Origin of the sequence: Nocardioides sp. Root122 (assembly GCF_001425025.1) — a bacterium.
Lineage (GTDB): Bacteria > Actinomycetota > Actinomycetes > Propionibacteriales > Nocardioidaceae > Nocardioides.
Genome location: NZ_LMDE01000010.1, coordinates 370,614 through 389,106 on the forward strand (window position 1 = coordinate 370,614; position 18,493 = coordinate 389,106).

Annotated in this window: 14 protein-coding genes; 6 read left to right on the forward strand and 8 right to left on the reverse strand. The window is 73.1% G+C overall.

The genetic code is table 11. From position 1 onward, the window contains the following. The first annotated feature begins 6 nt into the window (after positions 1 to 6). The 4 genes from ASC64_RS10880 to ASC64_RS23000 are packed head-to-tail and all read left to right on the forward strand — an operon-like array spanning position 7 to position 5,320. A complete protein-coding gene (locus ASC64_RS10880) occupies positions 7 to 858 on the forward strand; it encodes a PPK2 family polyphosphate kinase (RefSeq protein WP_056907555.1) in 852 nt (283 codons plus the stop codon). Then, positions 858 to 1,646 (forward strand): HipA family kinase, encoded by a 789-nt coding sequence (locus ASC64_RS10885; protein WP_056907556.1) that lies wholly within the window; start codon positions 858 to 860, stop codon positions 1,644 to 1,646. Before ASC64_RS10880 ends, ASC64_RS10885 begins: the two co-directional genes overlap by 1 nt. Then, positions 1,643 to 2,080, forward strand: a complete 438-nt coding sequence (locus ASC64_RS10890) for a DUF3037 domain-containing protein (protein ID WP_235563669.1) — start codon at positions 1,643 to 1,645, stop codon at positions 2,078 to 2,080. The genes ASC64_RS10885 and ASC64_RS10890 overlap by 4 nt, the downstream gene beginning before the upstream one ends. A 39-nt stretch (positions 2,081 to 2,119) precedes the next feature. Continuing rightward, on the forward strand, positions 2,120 to 5,320 hold the full coding sequence (locus ASC64_RS23000) for an ATP-binding protein (RefSeq protein WP_056907558.1): 3,201 nt from the start codon (positions 2,120 to 2,122) through the stop codon (positions 5,318 to 5,320). On the opposite strand, the gene ASC64_RS10900 is transcribed toward ASC64_RS23000, so the two are convergent. Further along, the gene (locus ASC64_RS10900) at positions 5,257 to 7,371 is read right to left on the reverse strand and encodes an alpha/beta hydrolase (RefSeq protein WP_056907888.1); all 2,115 of its coding nucleotides are present in this window, start codon (positions 7,369 to 7,371) and stop codon (positions 5,257 to 5,259) included. The genes ASC64_RS23000 and ASC64_RS10900 overlap by 64 nt on opposite strands. A 134-nt stretch (positions 7,372 to 7,505) precedes the next feature. Here ASC64_RS10900 and ASC64_RS10905 point away from each other — a divergent pair, with 134 nt between their 5' ends. After that, positions 7,506 to 8,612 carry a class I SAM-dependent methyltransferase gene (locus ASC64_RS10905; protein WP_200937681.1) on the forward strand — a complete coding sequence of 369 codons (1,107 nt, stop codon included), beginning with the start codon at positions 7,506 to 7,508 and terminating at the stop codon, positions 8,610 to 8,612. A 110-nt stretch (positions 8,613 to 8,722) separates the two neighbouring features. Here the strand turns inward: ASC64_RS10905 and ASC64_RS10910 are convergent, their stop codons facing one another. The 5 genes from ASC64_RS10910 to ASC64_RS10925 form a co-directional block, all read right to left on the reverse strand. Continuing rightward, positions 8,723 to 9,466 (reverse strand): sirohydrochlorin chelatase, encoded by a 744-nt coding sequence (locus ASC64_RS10910; protein WP_056907559.1) that lies wholly within the window; start codon positions 9,464 to 9,466, stop codon positions 8,723 to 8,725. 96 nt (positions 9,467 to 9,562) lie between these two features. Beyond that, complete coding sequence (locus ASC64_RS10915; RefSeq protein WP_056907560.1) at positions 9,563 to 10,306, reverse strand: phosphoadenylyl-sulfate reductase; 744 nt, start codon at positions 10,304 to 10,306, stop codon at positions 9,563 to 9,565. Continuing rightward, positions 10,303 to 10,458, reverse strand: coding sequence for an Insertion element protein (locus ASC64_RS21685; protein WP_082550379.1), 156 nt, complete (start codon positions 10,456 to 10,458; stop codon positions 10,303 to 10,305). The genes ASC64_RS10915 and ASC64_RS21685 overlap by 4 nt, the downstream gene beginning before the upstream one ends. Continuing rightward, entirely contained in the window at positions 10,459 to 12,177 is a 1,719-nt protein-coding gene (locus ASC64_RS10920; RefSeq protein ID WP_056907561.1) for a nitrite/sulfite reductase, read from the reverse strand. 287 nt (positions 12,178 to 12,464) lie between these two features. Next, positions 12,465 to 14,618, reverse strand: a complete 2,154-nt coding sequence (locus tag ASC64_RS10925) for an arylsulfotransferase family protein (protein ID WP_156385134.1) — start codon at positions 14,616 to 14,618, stop codon at positions 12,465 to 12,467. An 84-nt stretch (positions 14,619 to 14,702) separates the two neighbouring features. Between ASC64_RS10925 and ASC64_RS10930 the strand changes: the two genes are divergently transcribed. After that, positions 14,703 to 16,139, forward strand: coding sequence for a glycine hydroxymethyltransferase (locus ASC64_RS10930; protein WP_056907563.1), 1,437 nt, complete (start codon positions 14,703 to 14,705; stop codon positions 16,137 to 16,139). 9 nt (positions 16,140 to 16,148) lie between these two features. On the opposite strand, the gene ASC64_RS10935 is transcribed toward ASC64_RS10930, so the two are convergent. Next, entirely contained in the window at positions 16,149 to 16,841 is a 693-nt protein-coding gene (locus tag ASC64_RS10935) for a response regulator (RefSeq protein ID WP_056907564.1), read from the reverse strand. Next, positions 16,838 to 18,436, reverse strand: coding sequence for a sensor histidine kinase (locus tag ASC64_RS10940; RefSeq protein ID WP_056907890.1), 1,599 nt, complete (start codon positions 18,434 to 18,436; stop codon positions 16,838 to 16,840). The genes ASC64_RS10935 and ASC64_RS10940 overlap by 4 nt, the downstream gene beginning before the upstream one ends. Between the last annotated feature and the right edge of the window lie 57 nt (positions 18,437 to 18,493).

Below are 18,493 nucleotides of genomic sequence, written 5' to 3' on the forward strand. Positions count from 1 at the left end.
GTGCCCATGACGGACGACATCGCCGGCCACGTGCGCCTCCCCGCAGGACCGGTCGACCTCACCGCGCTCGAGACCGATGCCGCCCCGGGCTTCAAGGGGAAGAAGGCCAAGGGGAAGGCGACGCTCTTCGCGATGGGCGACGAGCTCTCGGACCTCCAGGAGCGGCTGTGGGCCCAGCGCACCGTCGGGTCGGAGCGCCGCGTCCTCCTGGTGCTGCAGGGCATGGACACCAGCGGCAAGGGCGGCGTGCTGCGGCACACCATCGGCCTCGTCGATCCGCAGGGCGTGCGGATCACGAGCTTCAAGGCGCCCACGGATGAGGAGCGCAGCCACGACTTCCTGTGGCGCATCGAGAAGGGCCTCCCGGACGCCGGCTACATCGGCGTCTTCGACCGGTCCCACTACGAGGACGTCCTGATCGCCCGGGTCCGCGGGTTCGCCGAGGCCGAGGAGATCGAGCGCCGCTACGGCGCGATCAACGACTTCGAGGCCGGTCTCGCCGACCGGGGCTTCTCGATCATCAAGTGCATGCTGCACATCAGCGCCGAGGAGCAGAAGGAGCGGCTGGCCGAGCGGTTGGCGAACCCGGAGAAGCACTGGAAGTTCAACCCGGGCGACCTCGACGAACGAGCGCTGTGGCCGGCCTACCGCGACGCCTACGAGATCGCGCTGGAGCGCACGAACACCGACGCGGCGCCCTGGCACGTGATCCCGTCGGACAAGAAGTGGTACCGCAACCTGGCCATCGGCCAGCTGCTGCTGGACACCCTGCGCGGGCTCGACCTGCAGTGGCCGGCCGCCGACTTCGACGTGGCCGAGCAGCAGGCCCGGCTCGACGCGGAGTCCCCGGTCCGGTGATGTCCACGGCACTCCCGCTGGTGACCGTCACCCGTTATGTCACGCCGTTGCGCGAGGGCGGCAGCCTGCCCGGGCTCGTCGAGGGCGACGACCTCGGCACCTACGTCTGCAAGTTCCGCGGTGCCGGCCAGGGCGCCAAGGTGCTCGTCGCCGAGGTCATCGTGAGCGAGCTGGCCACCCGGCTCGGGTTGCGCACCCCGCGCCTCGTGGTGCTCGACCTGGACCCCGAGCTGGCCCGCTACGAGGCCGACGAGGAGGTGCAGGACCTCCTCAACGCCAGCGTCGGGCCCAACCTCGGCATCGACTTCCTTCCCGGGTCGTTCGGCGTCGACGGCCAGGTCAGCGCGGCCGACGACGAGGGTGCGCGCGTGCTGTGGCTCGACGCCTTCACCGCCAACGTGGACCGCTCGTGGCGCAACCCCAACCTCCTGGTCTGGCACGGCGACCTCTGGGTCATCGACCACGGGGCCTCGCTCTACTTCCACCACGGCTGGCGCTCGGGGACGACCGACCCGGCGAAGTTCGCCGCCCAGCCGTGGGACGTCAGCGGCCACGTCTTCGAGACCTGCACCGGCCGGGCGCGCGAGCTCGACGCGGAGATCTCGGCGGTCCTCGACCGCGACGTCTTCACCGAGGTCCTCGCCACCGTCCCGGACGTTTGGCTCGAGCCCGTCCCGGGCGCCGACGGGTCCGGACAGCTGGGGCCGGACGACCTCCGTGCGGCCTACGTCGACTTCCTCGACGCCCGCCTCGGCACGCGCCAGTGGCTGCCGGAGGTGGCCCGGTGAGCGCGCCGACGGGCACGCCCACGGGCACGCCGACGAGCATGCCGACGAGCATGCCGACGAGAATGGCCTACCAGTACGTCGTGCTGCGGTGCGTGCCCCGGCCGGACCGCGAGGAGTTCCTCAACGTGGGCGTGGTGCTGCACTGCCAGTCCGCGGACTTCCTCGACGTGGTGTGGAACGTCGACGCCGACCGGTTGCGCGCCCTGGATGCGCGCGTCGACGTCGACCAGGTGTGTGACTCCCTGACCTTCGTGGACCTGGTGTGCCGCGGGGACGAGCGCGCCGGCGAGGCGGCCCGGCAGTCGCTCGGCCAGCGCTTCGGCTTCCTCAAGGCTCCGCGCAGCACGGTGCTGCAGCCCGGGCCGGTGCACGGCGGCGTGACCGAGGACCCGGCCCGCCAGCTCGAGCACCTGCGCGAGCGCCTGGTCGGCTGAGGCGTTCCGCGGCGGCACGCGGAGGCGGATACTCGTCGCGTGACCCCGCCCGGAGGCATCGTCCGGCTCCGACTGTCGTCCACGCTCGCGGTGGACACGGGGGACGGCGCGCGCTCGGGCCGCGAGCTCGGCAGCCGCAAGGCGCGCACGCTCCTCGCGCTGCTGGCCGCGGCACGTGGGCGACCGGTCGCCACGGACCGCATCGTCGCGGCCCTCTGGCGGGACGCACCGCCGGCCGACCCGGCCGCCAACGTCGCGACGCTCGTGAGCCGCGTGCGGCGCACCCTCGGTGCCGGGCTCGTCGTGGGCCGCCCCGGCGCCTACGCGCTCGGAGGCGCGTGGTCCCTCGACCTGGTCGAGGCGGAGCAGTGGCTGGCCGAGGCCGCGGCGCGTCTGGCGGCCCGCGAGCACGCCCTCGCCGAGTCCGCGGCCGCCGCGGCCCTCGAGCTGCTCGGAGCCGAGACCGCGCTGCTCGACGAGGCTGACGACGACTGGGTGCTGGAGCTGCGCCGCGACGTCGACGAGCTCCGACGCGACGCGCGCCACCACCGCGTCGCCGCCCTCCTGACGCTCGACCCGGCGGCGGCGGTGCGGGTCGCGACCGACGGGACGCGCGCCGACGGCTATGACGAGCTCGCCGTCCGCGACCTGATGCGCGCGCTGACCGCGGACGGCCGGGTCGCCGCCGCGCTGTCGGCGTACGACGGGCTCGCGCGGACCCTGAGCGAGGACCTCGGCACCGACCCGGCCCGCGCCACCTCGGACCTGCACCTCGCGCTGCTGCGGGACACGGACGTCGGCGGCGACGCCGCGTCGTCCGTGCCCCGGCCGCGAGGCGAGGCGCCGGAGGTGCTGCTGGTGGGGCGGGAGGAGGAGATGGCGCTGTTCCGGGCCGCCTGGGAGGGCGTGGTGTCCGCGAGCGAGGCCGACCTCGTGCTCGTCGTCGGTGAGGGTGGCATCGGCAAGACCCGGCTCCTCGACGCGGTGGCAGACCTCGGCACCGCGTCGGGCGGGCAGGTGCTGCGGGGCAGGTGCCACCCGGCGGAGAGGTCGTTGTTCCTCCAGCCGTTCGTCGACGCGCTGCGCCCGGCGCTCGCGGGGCTGCAGCACGACCAGCTCGCGGCGACACTGCGCGGCCACGAGGCTGCGTGGGTGTCCCTGGTCGCCGACCTCGCGGCGGTGGTCCCGGACGCGCCCCCTCCGCCGGCCGACCCCGACCTCCAGCGCCGGGCGACCTACGACGCGGCGGCCGCGGCGCTGCGGCGGCTCTCGGCCACCCGCCCGCTCGTCCTGGTGCTCGACGACCTGCAGGACGCCGGTGCGGCCACCGTCGACCTGCTCGGCTACCTCGCTCGCCAGCTCGCCTCGTCGCGGGTGCTGCTCGTCGGCGCGGTCCGCAGCGAGGACCAGACGGTCGCCGAACGCCTCGGCGACCGGGCCAGGCGGGTCCAGCTCGGTCCGCTCGGCCCCGAGGCGGTGGTCGCCCTCGCGGCCGCGGCCGGCCTCGGGGCACGCGGACGACAGGTGATGGCACGCACCGCCGGCCACACCCTCAGCGTGGTCGAGTGCCTGCGCGCACTGGGCAGCGGCGACACAGGCGTGCCGGCCTCGCTCTCGCAGGGCGTCCTCGCCCGTGTCGATGGGCTCTCACCCGAGTGCCGTTCCGTGGTGGAGGCGGGTGCCGTGCTGCGTCGGCGCCTCGACGCGCGCCTGCTGGCCGGGCTGGCCGAGGTGTCGGAGGTCGCTGCGACGCGCCACGGCGAGGAGCTCACCCGCGCCGGGCTCTTCGTGCGCAGCGGCGCGGTCTACGAGTTCACCAACGACGTGTTCCAGGAATGCGTGTACGCCGCCCTTCCGGCGGCGGTGGCTGCCGCCTACCACCGGCGCGCCGCCGACCTGACCAGCGACCGGCCCGAGGTGATGGCTGCCCACGCGCACGCCGTCGGTGACGACGCCCGCGCCGCGCAGGGCTGGTTGCTGGCCGGGGAGGAGGCGCTGCGCCGGGCGGCGGTGGAGGACGCCCGGACGCTGGTGGAGCGCTGCCTGGCCGTCCCGGGGCTGGCGGCCGAGACGCGCGCCCGGGCGTTGCTGGTGCGCGGCCGCGTGCACGAGGCGGAGATGAGCTGGGGTGCCGCCATCGAGGACATCGACGCCGCCCTCGCCTGGGCCCGCAGCATCGGTGAGCGGCGCCTGGAGCTGGCTGCCCTGCGCGCGCGTGGTGGCGACGCGGCGGTGGGCGCCCAGCTGTCGGCCGACGAGCTGCTGGGTCCGCTCGAGGACGGCGTACGCCTCGCTGCCGAGCTCGGCGACCGGCGGGCCGAGGCCGACTTCGGCACCCGTCTCACGGTGCTGGAGGCGAGCCGGCTGCGGCTGGCCGACGCGAGTGCGCGTGCCGACCGGGTGATCGAGCGGGTCCGCGCGTCGGGCTCGCCGGACGGGCTCGTGCTGGCGCTCGACGGCCTCAAGACGGTGGCGTGGCACCTCGGCGACGCTCCCGCCCTCGCTGCGGCCGTGCAGGAGCTCGAGCCGCTGCTGCGCGAGCGACCCGACGCCTGGCTGCTGCAATGGGTGGTGTTCGAGTCGGCGTTCGTGCCGGCTGCCCACGACGACTGGGACGAGGCGAGGCGGCTGCTGCGCGACGCGCTCGACCTCAACCGGCGCAGCGGCTTCCCGGCCTACGCCGGCTACCTCCTCGCGTACGACGGCTGGCTGGCCCGCCTCGCCGGCGACCTCGAGGACGCGAGTCGCCTCGGCCGCCGCTCCGTCGAGGCCACCTCGGCCGTCGACCACCCGTGGTGGCACTCGTGGGCCGCGGGCCTGCTGGCCGCCACGCTCGTCGAGACCGGCGACACGGCGGAGGCGGAGTCCGTGGCCCGCGCCGGCCTCGCCGCCCTGAGCGGTACGGCGCGCCCGGGCCGACTGCTGTGCGCGTCCGCCCTGGCCGCGGTCACCGGCGAGCTGACCCGCGGTGCGACCGAGGCGCTCGCTGAGGTGGACTGCCCGCCCGGGCGGGCGTGGCTGGTCGGCGCGGACGCCTACCTCCTGCTGGCCGGCGCGGCGCGGGCGCGGGGCGACGACGCGGAAGCCGCCCGGCTGCTCGCCCCGCTGCGCGAGGCGACGACCGACTCGTGGCCGTCCGTGCGCCGACGGGTGGAGGCCGTCGGCCAGGCCCCGCGTCAGAGCGCCTCGAGCGTCAGCCGGGCTGCGCGAGCGGCGCCGTCCGAGGGCACCGGGAGGTAGTCCACGGGCCGCGCGAGCGCGGCGACGAGCTCCTCGGCGATCCGGTCCGGGTCGGTCTCGGCGTAGGCCAGGGCGCGCCCGGCACGGTGGCGGTCCAGTCGGTGCCGCACGTGGACCTGCTGCTCGAAGTGGTGCTCGAGGGGCACGTAGACGAACGGCCGGCGCGCCGCGGTCAGCTCCATGGTGGTGCTGAGCCCGCCCTGCACCACGGCGACGTCGCACGCCGCGTGGTGGAGGTCGAGGTCGGGCAGGAACCCGTGCACCTCGACGCCGTCCGGCAGGGCGAGAGCCTCCCGGTCGATGCGCGGACCCGTCACCACGACCATCCGCAGCCCGGGGATGCGCGCCGAGGCGGGGCCGTGCGCTGCGGCCACCCGCCGCAGCAGGTGGTGGCCGACCCCCGACCCTCCCACGGAGACCAGGCAGACCACCTCGTCGGGGCCGTAGCCGAGCCGTTCGCGCAGCTCGTCGCGCTGTGCCGGGTCGGGCCGCTCGCCCATGACGTAGCCGGCGAAGTCGAAGTGCTCCTCGGTCCAGGCGCGAGCGGTCGGGAGGTCCGGTCCGAAGGGAAGGTCGACGACGTCCTCGGGGTCCCCGACGAAGACCGAGCGGTCGCGGAGGGCGGGGTAGCGGGAGACGTGCTCGACCATCTCGGCGTTGTAGTCAGCGGTCAGGAACGCCTCCCGCTCGCCTCCGTCCGGCATCGGCACCCAGCCCACGAAGTCGGTCATCCAGACGAACGGTGCACGCTTGAGGGACGGGTGCTCGTGGAGGAAGTGGTCGAGGTCCCACGCCTCGTCGCCCACCCACAGGTCGAAGGACTCCCGCTCCACGAGGTCGTCGAAGACCATGAAGTTGTTGACCAGCACCTCGTCCATGCGGCGTACGGCGTCGAAGGCGTGCAGGTCGTGCTCACCGGCCTCGGCCTCGAAGTGGCCGGACTCGCTCGCCAGCAGCCGCGACGCCGGGTGCACCGACTCGCCGCGCTCCTCCAGGAATTCCGCCACCGGCGACTGGGTGAGCCACTGGACCTCGAGGTCGGGCCGCAGCTCGCGCATCGCGTCGGCGACGGCGAGGTCGCGGCGCACGTGGCCGAGGCCGATGGGGGAGGAGAGGTAGAGCACCCGGGGACGACGCCGGCTCGTCCGACGGGGCCTCGGCGGCGTCGGCGCGCCGACGGCCCGGTCGACCAGCGCCTTGATGGCGCGGTTGACCACGACCGGGTGCCGAGCCATCGGCAGGTGCCCCGAGCCCTCCAGCACGAGGTGCTCGGCGCCGGTCCACTCGGCGGCGCTCCGGATGCGCTGGGGAGGCTGGCAGCGGTCGGCCGTCCCCTGGACCACCAGCACCGGCGAGGTGATGCCGCGCAGCAGCGCCTCGGCCTCGTCAGCGGTGTCCGGGAAGCGGGGGCCGGCCGTCTCGGCCAGGATCACCGCGCCGGTCGTCTGCCGGGTGAAGCCGACGATGTCCTCCAGCTGCTTGGTGGAGTGGGGCTCGGGCAGCATCTGGTCGAAGAAGAACGCGGCGTAGTCCGGCCAGTGCTCGGGCAGGTAGTGCCGGTTGTTGCCGTTCCAGCCCGAGTAGTCGTCGCGCTCCTCGTCGAAGTGCTGCAGCGCCTCCAGCCGGACGGGGAAGGGCGGTGTCCGGTCACGCACCCTGGGCGCGACCGCGACGACCCCCTGCACGCGGTCGGGGTGCAGGGCCGCGGCCAGCAGTGCCTGCCACGCGCTCCCGCAGATCCCCACCAGCACGGCACGCGCCACCCCGAGGTGGTCCAGCACGGCGAGCGTGTCCTCGACCAGGGCCAGGTCCGCGTAGGCCGCGGGATCGAGGGACCGGTCCGACTCCCCGTTGCCCGGGGGGTCGACGGTGACGACGCGGTGGTGCTGGGCCAGGTAGGCGACCTGCCCCTTCCAGGCCCGGCTGTGCACGCACGTGTCGATCGGTACGAACAGCACGGTGCTCGCGGCGGTGTCGTTGTAGGACTCCCACGCCAGGCGGACGCCGCCGACGTCGACGTACCCCTTGCTGTCCGGCTCGCGTGCCCGCACGTGCACCACCTCCTCCGTGGACCCGAGCAGTCTCCGACGTCCCGGTTGCAGTGGTGTTGCAACCGTCCCGCAACCGCTCGGGAGCACGGTCTCTCCACAGCATCCACCCGAACTGCCTCGAGAGGGAGACCCAGATGACCACCATCGACGAGACGACCGACCAGACCACCGAGCCACAGGCGGCACCCGCGATCGACATGGACGCGCTGATGCAGTTCGTCGGCAGCTTCGTCGGCGACCTGGGCGCCACGATGGGCGCGGGCAACGTGCTCCTCGGCGAGCGGCTCGGGCTCTACCGCGGCCTCGCCGTCGGACCCACCGACGCGCGCGGACTGGCCACCCGGACCGGCACCGACCCGCGCTACGTCGACGAGTGGCTGCGCGGGCAGGCCGCCGGCGGCTACGTGCAGCACGACGCCGCCAGCGCGACGTACTCCATGACACCCGAGCAGGCCTTCGCGCTGACCGACCCCTCCGGCCCCATCTTCCTGCCCGGTGCGTTCGAGCTCGCCTTGGGCGCCCTCAAGGCGATGCCGGAGATCGAGCACGCGTTCCGCACGGGCTCCGGCTACGGCTGGCACCAGCACGACGAAGACGTCTTCAACGGCTGCGAGCGGTTCTTCCGTCCGGGCTACCTCATGCACCTGCTCACCGAGTGGATCCCAGCGCTGGACGGGGTCCCGGCGAAGCTCGAGCGAGGTGGCCGGGTGGCGGACCTCGGGTGCGGCCACGGCGCCTCCACGCTGCTGATGGCCGAGGCGTTCCCGGCCAGCACCTTCGTCGGGTCGGACTACCACCAGGGCTCGATCGAGGCTGCGCGCGAGCGTGCCGCGGTCGCGGCGATCGGCGACCGCGTGCGTTTCGACGTCGCGGGTGCCCAGGCCCTGGAGGAGCACGACCTCGACCTGGTGACCACCTTCGACTGCCTCCACGACATGGGTGACCCCCTGGGCGCCGCGCAGCACATCCGGCGCGCGCTCGCCCCCGACGGCACCTGGATGATCGTGGAGCCCGCGGCAGGGGACACGGTCGCCGAGAACCTCAACCCGGTCGGCCGGGTGTTCTACGGCTTCTCGACCTTCCTCTGCGTGCCCAGTGCCGTCTCGCAGCCGGGCGGCTACGCCCTCGGCGCGCAGGCGGGTCAGGCCGCGATCCGCCAGGTCGTGACCGACGCCGGGTTCACCCGGTTCCGCAAGGTCGCCGAGACCCCGTTCAACCACGTCTACGAGGCACGACCCTGACGCTGTCCGGCGCCTGAGTCCCCAGGATGTTCGGGAGCCGCCGGCGGATCGTGGAGTCCGCGAGCCACCCGGTGGCCCGCGCACTCCACGATCATCGTGGCCCGTCCGGCTCAGACAGGCACGAGCTCGACGGCGCCGACCGCGTAGCGGGCCAGGATCGCCCGGGCGACCGCAGGGTGGGCGCCCAGCGGGTCGGACACGGCCACCGCGCCGGCCTCGAGCGCGAGCTCGGTCGCCCGGTCGGGCAACCGGCCCGGGGCGAGGAAGAACGACGCGACCGCGATGTGGCGCTTGCCCTCGCCGCGGAACGCGCGCACGGCCTCGCCGGCGGCAGGGGGAGCGGCCGAGGCGAACGCCGCGGTGACCGGCAGCCGGTGCCGCGCGCCCCACGTGCGGGCGATGCGGGCCACGGCCTGGTTGGCGAGCGGGTCCGAGGAGCCGGCGGCGGCGAGGACCAGGGCGTCGAGCTCGCGCACCCGGGCCGCCCGGAGGGCGTCGCGGAGGCGGACGTCGAGCACCTCGAGGAAGGCGGCCTCCATGCCGAGGATCCGGCTGGCCTGGATCTTGAGCCCGTCGTGGCGGGCCATCGCGGCAGCGATCGCCTCGGGGACGTCGACCTTGGCGTGGTAGGCCTCGGTGAGGAGCAGCGGGACGACGACGATCTCGTCGTGACCGGCCTTCACGAGCCGGTCGACGACCGTGTCGAACGACGGCTTGGAGAGGTCGAGGAACGCCGTCTCGATCCGGAGGTCGGGGCGCATCGCCTTGACCTCGGCGACGAGCGCCTTGATCGTCGCGGCCGAACGCGGGTCCCGGCTTCCGTGGGCCAGGGCGACCAGAGCAGGAGCAGCCATCAGGGGTGCCTCCGATCATGTGTGGTGGTGCGGTGCTTCTTCGTGGGTGCGGGTGCGACGGCGCTGTCGTCCCGGTGGTGGAGGTCGTGGGGTGGCCTAGGCATGGATGCCGCACTCGGTCTTGGAGGTGCCGGCCCAGCGCCCGCTGCGCGGGTCGTCGCCGGGCGCGACGCGACGGGTGCACGGCCAGCAGCCGATGCTGGGGTAGCCGTCGTGGACGAGCGGGTTGACCAGCACGCCGTTGTCGACGACGTAGCGCTCGACCTGCTCGTCGCTCCAGCGCGCGAGCGGCGAGACCTTGACCTTGCCCTTGCGGGCGTCCCAGCCGACGACCGGCGCGATGACCCGGTTGTGGGTCTCGGCGCGACGCAGGCCGGTCGCCCAGGCGTCGTACTCGGCAAGGGCGTCGTTGAGGGGCTGGACCTTGCGCAGCGCGCAGCAGAGGTCGGGGTCGGTCTTGTAGAGGTCCTTGCCGTACTGCGCGTCCTGCTCGGCCACGGTCAGCGGGGTGCTGACGGTGCGCAGGTTGACCGGCAGGGTGGCGCCGACCGCGTCACGGGTCCCGATGGTCTCGACGAAGTGGTAGCCGGTGTCGAGGAAGACCACGTCGATGCCGGGGGCGACCGTGGAGGCGAGGTGCGCCAGCACGGCGTCGCCCATCGAGGACGTGATGGCGAACCGGTCGCCGAAGGTGGCGACGGCCCACTCGATGATCACCTCGGCCGGGGCGAGCTCGAGCTCGGCGCCTACGTGGGAGACCAGCTCGCGCAGCTCCTCCGGCGTACGTCCCTCGGTGTGCGTGCCCTTGAAGTCGCGGGCCGCCTGGGTGGAGGCGCTCATGCCGCTCCTCCACCCGGTCGGATCATGCCGGTCATCCGGACGGTGAAGGCGCGCAGGCACGAGCGGCACTCCCAGGCCCCCGCGCCTTCCTGGGGGAACAGGTTCTCGTCCCCGCAGTAGGGGCAGTGGAACGGGACTGCTCGCTCGCTCATTCAGACCGCCGCCAGCTCGGGCTCGCCGCGCAGCAGCTTCTCGTCGGCGCGGGCCACCCAGGCGGCGAAGCGCTCCCCGTCGGTGCGGTCCTCGAGGTACGCCGACACGACGCGGGTGACGTAGTCGTCCAGTCCGGCGCTGGTCACCTTGTGGGCGCGCAGCTTGCGGCCCATCGCGGTGTGGAGCCCGAGTGCCCCGCCGAGGTGCACCTGGAAGCCCTCGACCTGTCGGCCGGCCTCGTCCATCACGAGCTGGCCCTTCAGGCCGATGTCGGCGACCTGGGTGCGGGCGCAGGCGTTGGGGCAGCCGTTGACGTTGACCGAGATGTCGGTGTCGAGGTCGGGGAAGCGCTTCTCCAGCTCGGTCACCAGGCGGCGGGCGCGCTCCTTGGTGTCGACGATGGCGAGCTTGCAGAACTCGATGCCGGTGCAGGCCATCGTGGAGCGGCGCCAGTTGCTGGGACGGGCGGTGAGGCCGATCTTCTCGAGGTCGTCGGCGAAGGCGGCGGTGTCCTCGGCGGCGACGCCGATCACGACCAGCTTCTGGTAGGCCGTCAGCCGCGCGCCGGCCGCGCCGTAGTGCTCGACGAGGTCGCCGAGCGCGCTCAGCGTGGTGCCGTCGATGCGGCCCACGACCGGGGCGGCGCCGACGTAGAAGCGGCCGTCCTTCTGCTCGTGGATGCCGATGTGGTCACCCTGGACGACGGGCGCCTCGGGGGAGGGGTTGTCGACGAGGGCGCGGTGGAGGTACTCGTTCTCCAGGACCTCCCGGAACTTCTCCTTGCCCCAGTCGGCCAGGAGGAACTTGAGGCGGGCCTTGGACCGGAGCCGGCGGTAGCCGTAGTCGCGGAAGATCCCGGCGACGCCCTCCCAGGCGTCGGCGACCTCGTCGAGCGGGATCCAGACGCCGAGCTTGTGGGCGAGCATCGGGTTGGTGGACAGGCCGCCGCCGACCCAGAGGTCGAAGCCCGGGCCGTGCTCGGGGTGGACGGTGCCGACGAACGAGACGTCGTTGACCTCCGGCGCCACGTCGTGGCTCGGGTGGCCGGTCAGCGCGGTCTTGAACTTGCGCGGCAGGTTGGAGAACGCCGGGTTGTCGAGCGCGCGGCGCTTGATCTCGGCGAGCGCCTCGCTGCCGTCGATGATCTCGTCCTTGGCGATGCCGGCGACGGGGGAGCCGAGGAAGGGGCGCGGGCCGTCGCCGCACGCCTCCAGGGTGGACAGGCCGACCGCCTCGAGGCGCTCCCAGATGGCGGGGACGCTCTCGATGTCGATCCAGTGGTACTGGATGTTGTTGCGGTCGGTGATGTCCGCGGTGTTGCGGGCGTAGGCGGTCGACACCTCACCGAGCGTGCGGAGCGCGGCCGCGTCGAGGATCGCGCCGTCGGTGCGCACGCGCATCATGAAGAAGCGGTCGTCGAGCTCCTCCTCCCCGAGCTGGGCGGTCTTGCCGCCGTCGAAGCCCGGGGCGCGCTGCGTGTAGAGGCCCATCCACCGGAAGCGCCCGCGCAGGTCGGCGGGGTCGATCGAGTCGAACCCGCGTCGCGAGTAGGTGTGGAGGATGCGGTCCCGCACGTTGAGCGGGTCGTCGTCCTTCTTGGACTGCTCGTTCTTGTTGAGCGGCTCGGTGTAGCCGAGCGCCCACTGACCCTCGGCGCGCTTGGGGCGCGGGATCTCGGTGTTCTGGGCGGCCTGGGGCGTGAACCTGAGGTCGGGCATGATCAGGAGATTTCCTGTTCGCTGAGGAGTGCCGCGCGCGACGTTGAGCGCGGAGGGACTTCTGGCGGCGTCAGCGATGCCAACAGGTCGCGCTGCCCACGCGCATGAGGTCGACGTGACGTCGGACCACAAGGTGTGCGTGGGTGGAAGCGGTGACCATGTCAAGAAGTCTCAGGGAGTGGACGCCTGTTCCACAAGGTGAAATCCCGACATGTGGGATGCGTGCCCGGATAGTGAGACGGTGGCGGTCCGGTCACGCTGCTGGCCGGGCGTCGGTGCGGTCCAGGTCACATGTCCCGGGTCACACGCACGAGGAGCCGGACGACGTCGCGCCGCCCCTGAGGGGACGTCGCCACGACGCGCACGGCAGGTCGTCCTGCGCTGGCGGACGCGCCGGCCTTGACGCGGACCCTCAGGCGGAGGACCTGGCCGGGCGCGAGCGCGGGCGTACGCCAGCCGTGACGGCTGAGCCTGCGGGAGCGGTCGACCCCACGGTGGACGTAGGACACCCTGAGGGTGCCCCGTGCGAGCGACCGCGGAGCACGCAGCACGAAACGGCCGCGGGCGCCGCCTGCGTTGCGCACCCGCAACGTCGCCCGGACGGTACGACCTGGGCGCACCTTCGTGCGCAGGACCTGGGCCGTCGGGGCGAGCGAGCCGGTGCCCACCCAGCGGCCGGGCGGCACCCGCAGCGCCAGGTCGGGTCTCGAGACCGCGCTCGGCGGCGTGGTCGGTGTCGGGGGCGGGACGACGGGTGCGACGACGGTGAAGGACCGGCTGCGTGTCGTCGTGCCGCCCGAGCCGTCGCGCGCCGTGACGGACCAGGTGTGGGTTCCGGGGACGCTGGTGTCGAGCTGCCGCCCCGCCGGCCCGTCGCACGACTGCAGCGTCGAGCCGCCCCGGTCGGTGCACGAGAACGAGACCGGTACGACGGAGCCCTGGGTGACGCTGGTGCCGTCCGCGGGTCCGTCGACGGCGACCTCGGGGTCGAACCCGTCACGTGCCGGCACCAGTGCGGCGCGATAGCTGATGTAGGCCCGCGGAACGACCCCGTCGACCGGCTGCTGGGTGTCGCTCAGCCTCCAGATGGTCCTTCCCGCCGAATCTGTCTCGGCCGCTATCGAGGACGGCGCGGAGGACCAGCCGATCAGCATGTTGCCGCTGTCGAACTGGGTCGCCGACCCCATGAACCACGCGAACCGGTCGCTCTCGCCGTAGGTCTTCACAGGTGTGGCGATTCCGCCGGCGAGCTCGAACTCGACGACGCGGGTCGAGGGCCGATAGACCGAGCCGCGCTCCGGGTCCTGCTGGTCGACGCAGAGGGGACGTCCGAAGAAGGCGCCGGAACCGTTGTCGAAGACCAGGACGTGGCCGTTGGTCAGGATCTTCGCCGAGTGCTGCGCGCAGACACCGGTGTCGGCGCTCCCGTCGGACAGGGCCGGGAAGGTGAAGTCGCTCGTGCGGCCGCCCAGCTTCCAGACCACCTCGTCGTCGGCAGGGTCGGTGGTGGGCCGGATCAGGAAGACGGAGCTGAAGTTGCGGAAGGACGCGAGGACGTCGCCGTTGGGCTGCACCTCGATCGAGTTGATGTGGGCGTAGTCCACGTCACCGGGGACCACCGTCTCGTCCGCGTACGGCGCGCTCGTCCACTGCCAGAGCACGCTGCCGTCCGGACCGAGGTGCTGGATGACCGAGTCGATGAGCCCCGTCGCTGCATTGGGCTCGTAGGCGATCAGCCACTCCGACCCGTCGGGCAGGAGGAGGGAGTCGTGGTCGTCGGTGTTCTCGAGGCCTGCGGTCTCGTGCCGGGCCACCTCCCGGAACTGGTCGTCGAGCTCGACCAGCGCGCCGCCCGTCCGGCCGGCGGTGGTCGTGGGTCGATGGACGGTGAAGCGACCGTTGCCGTTGAGCTTGAGGTCGAGCACCCGCTCGGCGTGCGAGCGGGTGTAGACCGGCACTCCATTGCGGTCCACGATCGTCTCGAAGCGCGGGGCCGTGCTGTTGTCGTAGCGATCGAGCGTGAGCGCGATGTTGCCGGGCTCGACCGGGGCATCCGTCGACTCGGCGGCCAGCGTGGGGAAGCCATCCGGCACCACGTAGAAGGCAACGGCGCGGCGCTCCTGCCCACTGCCGATGAAGACGGAGATCTCCTCGCCGGCGCGCAGGCCGGTGAACGTCCTGGTGCCATCGGCATCGGGGACTCCGTTGAATGCCACGTCCGTGGCGTCGGTGACGTCGACCCGTACTGATCCGTCCGCCGCCGGGAACACTGCGTACCTGGTGGTCGCGGGGTCGTAGGCGGGATACATCCGCGCCCCGCTGGCGACGGTCACGGACGGCGTGGTCGCTCCCTCGGCGGGGGCGGGGGAACCGGGCGCGATCACAAGAGCGGTGGCGGCCAGCGCCGCGCTTCCGCACAGCGACCAGAGGCGGGTTGGCAAAGTAAAGCTCCTTCGTCCCGGCGACCATACGTGACGTCGGTTCCGGTGTACGCGCGATGAAGGGATCGTCCTAGGCTGTCCGCCATGACGGACTCCCTCATCAGCAGCGCGTACACCCAGGCCCTGGAGGTCATCGCCTCCGTCGAGCCGCGGATCGCCGAGGCGACCCGCCAGGAGCTCGCCGACCAGCGCGGCTCGCTCAAGCTGATCGCCTCGGAGAACTACGCCTCGCCGGCCGTGCTGATGACCATGGGCACCTGGTTCAGCGACAAGTACGCCGAGGGCACCGTCGGGCACCGCTTCTACGCCGGCTGCCAGAACGTCGACACCGTCGAGTCACTCGCCGCCGAGCACGCCCGGGAGCTGTTCGGCGCGCCCTATGCCTACGTCCAGCCGCACTCCGGCATCGACGCCAACCTGGTCGCGTTCTGGTCGATCCTCGCCAACCGCGTCGAGACCCCCTACCTGCAGAAGATGCAGGCCAAGAACGTCAACGAGCTCACCGAGGCCGACTGGGAGACGCTGCGCCACGAGTTCGGCAACCAGCGCCTGCTGGGCATGTCTCTCGACGCCGGCGGCCACCTCACCCACGGCTTCCGCCCCAACATCAGCGGCAAGATGTTCCACCAGCAGCAGTACGGCACCGACCCCGGGACCGGGCTTCTCGACTACGACGCGGTCGCCGCCAAGGCGCGCGAGTTCAAGCCGCTCGTCCTCGTCGCCGGCTACTCGGCCTACCCGCGCCGGGTGAACTTCGCCAAGATGCGCGAGATCGCCGACGAGGTCGGCGCCGTGCTCATGGTCGACATGGCCCACTTCGCCGGGCTCGTCGCCGGCAAGGTCTTCACCGGGGAGGAGAACCCGGTGCCCTACGCCCACATCACCACCACGACGACCCACAAGTCGCTGCGCGGGCCGCGCGGCGGCATGGTGCTGGCGCAGGAGGAGTTCGCCGCGGACGTCGACCGCGGCTGCCCGATGGTGCTCGGCGGCCCCCTGTCGCACGTGATGGCCGCCAAGGCCGTCGCGTTCGCCGAGGCCCGCACGACGGAGTTCCAGTCCTACGCCCAGAAGGTCGCCGACAACGCCAAGTCGCTCGCCGAGGGCTTCCTGAGCCGCGACGCCACGCTGGTCACCGGTGGCACCGACAACCACATCGTGCTGCTCGACGTGTCGTCCTTCGGGCTGACCGGCCGCCAGGCCGAGTCGGCGCTGCTCGACGCCGGTGTCGTCACCAACCGCAACTCGGTGCCTGCCGACCCCAACGGCGCCTGGTACACCTCCGGCGTCCGGCTCGGCACGCCCGCGCTCACCACGCGTGGGTTCGGCCACGACGAGTTCGACAAGGTCGCCGAGCTGATCGTCGACGTGCTGAGCAACACCGAGGCCGGGACGACCAAGGCGGGCGAGCCCAGCAGGGCGTCGTACGTCCTGGGCGACGGCGTCGCGGACCGTGTCACCGCCCAGTCGGCGGAGATGCTCGACAAGCACCCGCTCTACCCCGGACTGGTCCTGGGCTGAGGTCCGGGCTCACCCGTCGGCGCCGGTCCAGACGTAGCCGACCTCGGGACGGCCGGCGCCTCCGTAGCGGGGCTGACGGGTGACGCGGCCCTCGTCCGCGAGGTGCTCGAGGTAGCGCCTGGCGGTCACCCGGGAGACGCCGATCTCCGCCCCGGCCTCGGCCGCGGACAGGCCGTCGGGCCGCTGGCGCAGCGCCAGCACGATCGCGCGCAGCGAGTCCAGGCTCATCCCCTTGGGCAGCGTGTCGCCGGTCGGTCGGCTGCGCAGCGCCCCGAAGAGCTGGTCGACGTCGTCCTGCACCACGTCGCCGGGAGCGCTCTCCAGCCGCGCGCGGAACTCGGCGTACTGCTCGAGCTTGCTGCGGAAGGCGGCGAAGGTGAAGGGCTTGAGCAGGTAGAGCACCACGCCCTGCGACACCGCGCGGCGCACCACCTCGGTGTCGCGGGCCGAGGTCACCGCGATCACGTCGACGGTGCGGCCCTCGGCGCGCAGCCGCTGCAGCAGGCCCAGGCCGTGGCCGTCGGGGAGGTGCATGTCGAGGAGCACCAGGTCGACGGCGTCGTCGCGGGCCAGCAGGCGCATCGCCTCGCCGGCGGAGCGGGCGACCCCGGCGAGCTCGAACCCCGGGACGCGCCCGACGTACGTCGCGTGGGCCTCGGCGGCGACGACCTCGTCCTCCACGACCAGCACCCGCACGCTCATCGGAGGTCGCCTCCGTCGGCCGTCTCGACAGTGAGGGCGAACCGCGCGCCGCCGAGCGAGGAGTCGGTGACCTCGAGCCGCCCACCGTGGCGGGAGACGACCTGCGAGACGATCGCGAGACCCAGGCCGCGCCCCTCGGCGGCCTTGCTGGACCAGCCGCGGTCGAGGACCTGCGCCCGGTCCTCCGGCGGGATGCCGGGACCGGAGTCGTCGACCTCGATCCGGAGCGAGCGTGCGTCGCCCGCCAGGCCGACGCGCACCCGCTGCGCGCGCTCGGCGCGGGTCTCGGCCACCGCGTCGAAGGCGTTGTCGACCAGGTTGCCGACCAGGGCCACCAGGTCGCGCGGCGCGACCGGCAGCTCGGAGGGCAGCTCGCCCTCGATGTCGAGGTCGATGCCGCGCTCGGCCGCCTGTGCCGTCTTGCCGAGCAGCAGTGCGGCCAGCACGGGCTCCTCGACCGCCGACACGACGACGTCGGCCAGCCCCTGGGCGACCTGCAGCTCCTGGGTGGCGAACTCGATCGCCTGCTCCGGCCGGCCCATCTCCACCAGCGAGACGATGGTGTGGAGGCGGTTGGCCGACTCGTGGTTCTGCGAGCGCAGCGACTCGGTCAGACCGCGCACCAGGTCGAGCTCGCCGGTCACCGCCTGCAGCTCGGTGCGGTCACGGACCGTGACGACGGCGCCCACCTCGTCCTGGTGCCAGTAGGCGGGGGACGTGCTGAGCACGAGCACCTGGTGGCCCAGGACGTACGTCTGGTCGGCGACCGCCGTGCGTTGCTCGACCGCAGCGACGAGTCCGGGCGGCAGCCCGAGCTCGGCGAGCGGACGCCCCTCGACCTCGTCGGGCAGCGCGAGCAGGCGGACGGCCTCGTCGTTGACCAGCTGCACGCGCATGTCGGAGTCGACCAGGAGCAGTCCTTCGCGCACCGCGCCGAGGACGGCGCGGTAGTACTCGTACATCCGGGTGATCTCGCGCTCGCCGAGGCCGTGGGTCTGGCGGCGGAGGCGTCGTGCGATCAGCCACGCGCCGAGGAGGCCGGCGAGCAGCGTCACCCCGGCCGCGAGGGCGATGCCGGGCAGGTCGCCGAGCAGCTGCCGGTCGAGCCGGTCGACGGTGATGCCCACCGCGACCATCGCGACGACCTGGTCGCCGTCGCTCACCGGCACGACGGCCCGGACCGAGGGCCCCAGCGTTCCGGTCTTCTCCTCGGTGAAGACCTTCCCGTCCAGCGCGCCGCCGGTGCCCCCGACGAAGGTGCCGCCGATCCGGCTGGTGTCCGGGTGGGTCCAGCGGACCCGGTCGGTGCTCATGATGACCACGAAGTCGGTGCCCGTGTCGCGGCGGACCTCCTCGGCGAACGGCTGCAGCGCCGTGGTCGGGTCGGCTGTCACCACCTCCCGGCGTACGAAGGGGGAGTCGGCGACCGACCGGGCCACGACCGTGGCCTGCTCGCGGGCCGCCTTGCGGGAGTCGCGGCGCGCGTCGAGGGCCGCCAGCGCGACGGCGGTGACCACGAGGACGACGACGACACCGACCTGCAGCAGCAGGATCTGGCGGGCCACCGGGCTCTCGCCCTGGGCGCGACGCGTCATGTCGCGCATTGTGCCGCACGTCCGTGGGCACCTGTGACGGCGAACACAACGAACAGA

Bases quoted from the DNA above. Each gene is read 5' to 3' on its own strand.
- ASC64_RS10880 (WP_056907555.1), top strand. From the start codon at position 7: ATGACGGACGACATCGCCGGCCACGTGCGCCTCCCCGCAGGACCGGTC.
- ASC64_RS10920 (WP_056907561.1), bottom strand. From the start codon at position 12,177: ATGCCCGACCTCAGGTTCACGCCCCAGGCCGCCCAGAACACCGAGATC.
- ASC64_RS21685 (WP_082550379.1), bottom strand. From the start codon at position 10,458: ATGAGCGAGCGAGCAGTCCCGTTCCACTGCCCCTACTGCGGGGACGAG.
- ASC64_RS10905 (WP_200937681.1), top strand. From the start codon at position 7,506: ATGACCACCATCGACGAGACGACCGACCAGACCACCGAGCCACAGGCG.
- ASC64_RS10910 (WP_056907559.1), bottom strand. From the start codon at position 9,466: ATGGCTGCTCCTGCTCTGGTCGCCCTGGCCCACGGAAGCCGGGACCCG.
- ASC64_RS10915 (WP_056907560.1), bottom strand. From the start codon at position 10,306: ATGAGCGCCTCCACCCAGGCGGCCCGCGACTTCAAGGGCACGCACACC.
- ASC64_RS10885 (WP_056907556.1), top strand. From the start codon at position 858: ATGTCCACGGCACTCCCGCTGGTGACCGTCACCCGTTATGTCACGCCG.
- ASC64_RS10940 (WP_056907890.1), bottom strand. From the start codon at position 18,436: ATGACGCGTCGCGCCCAGGGCGAGAGCCCGGTGGCCCGCCAGATCCTG.
- ASC64_RS10930 (WP_056907563.1), top strand. From the start codon at position 14,703: ATGACGGACTCCCTCATCAGCAGCGCGTACACCCAGGCCCTGGAGGTC.
- ASC64_RS10935 (WP_056907564.1), bottom strand. From the start codon at position 16,841: ATGAGCGTGCGGGTGCTGGTCGTGGAGGACGAGGTCGTCGCCGCCGAG.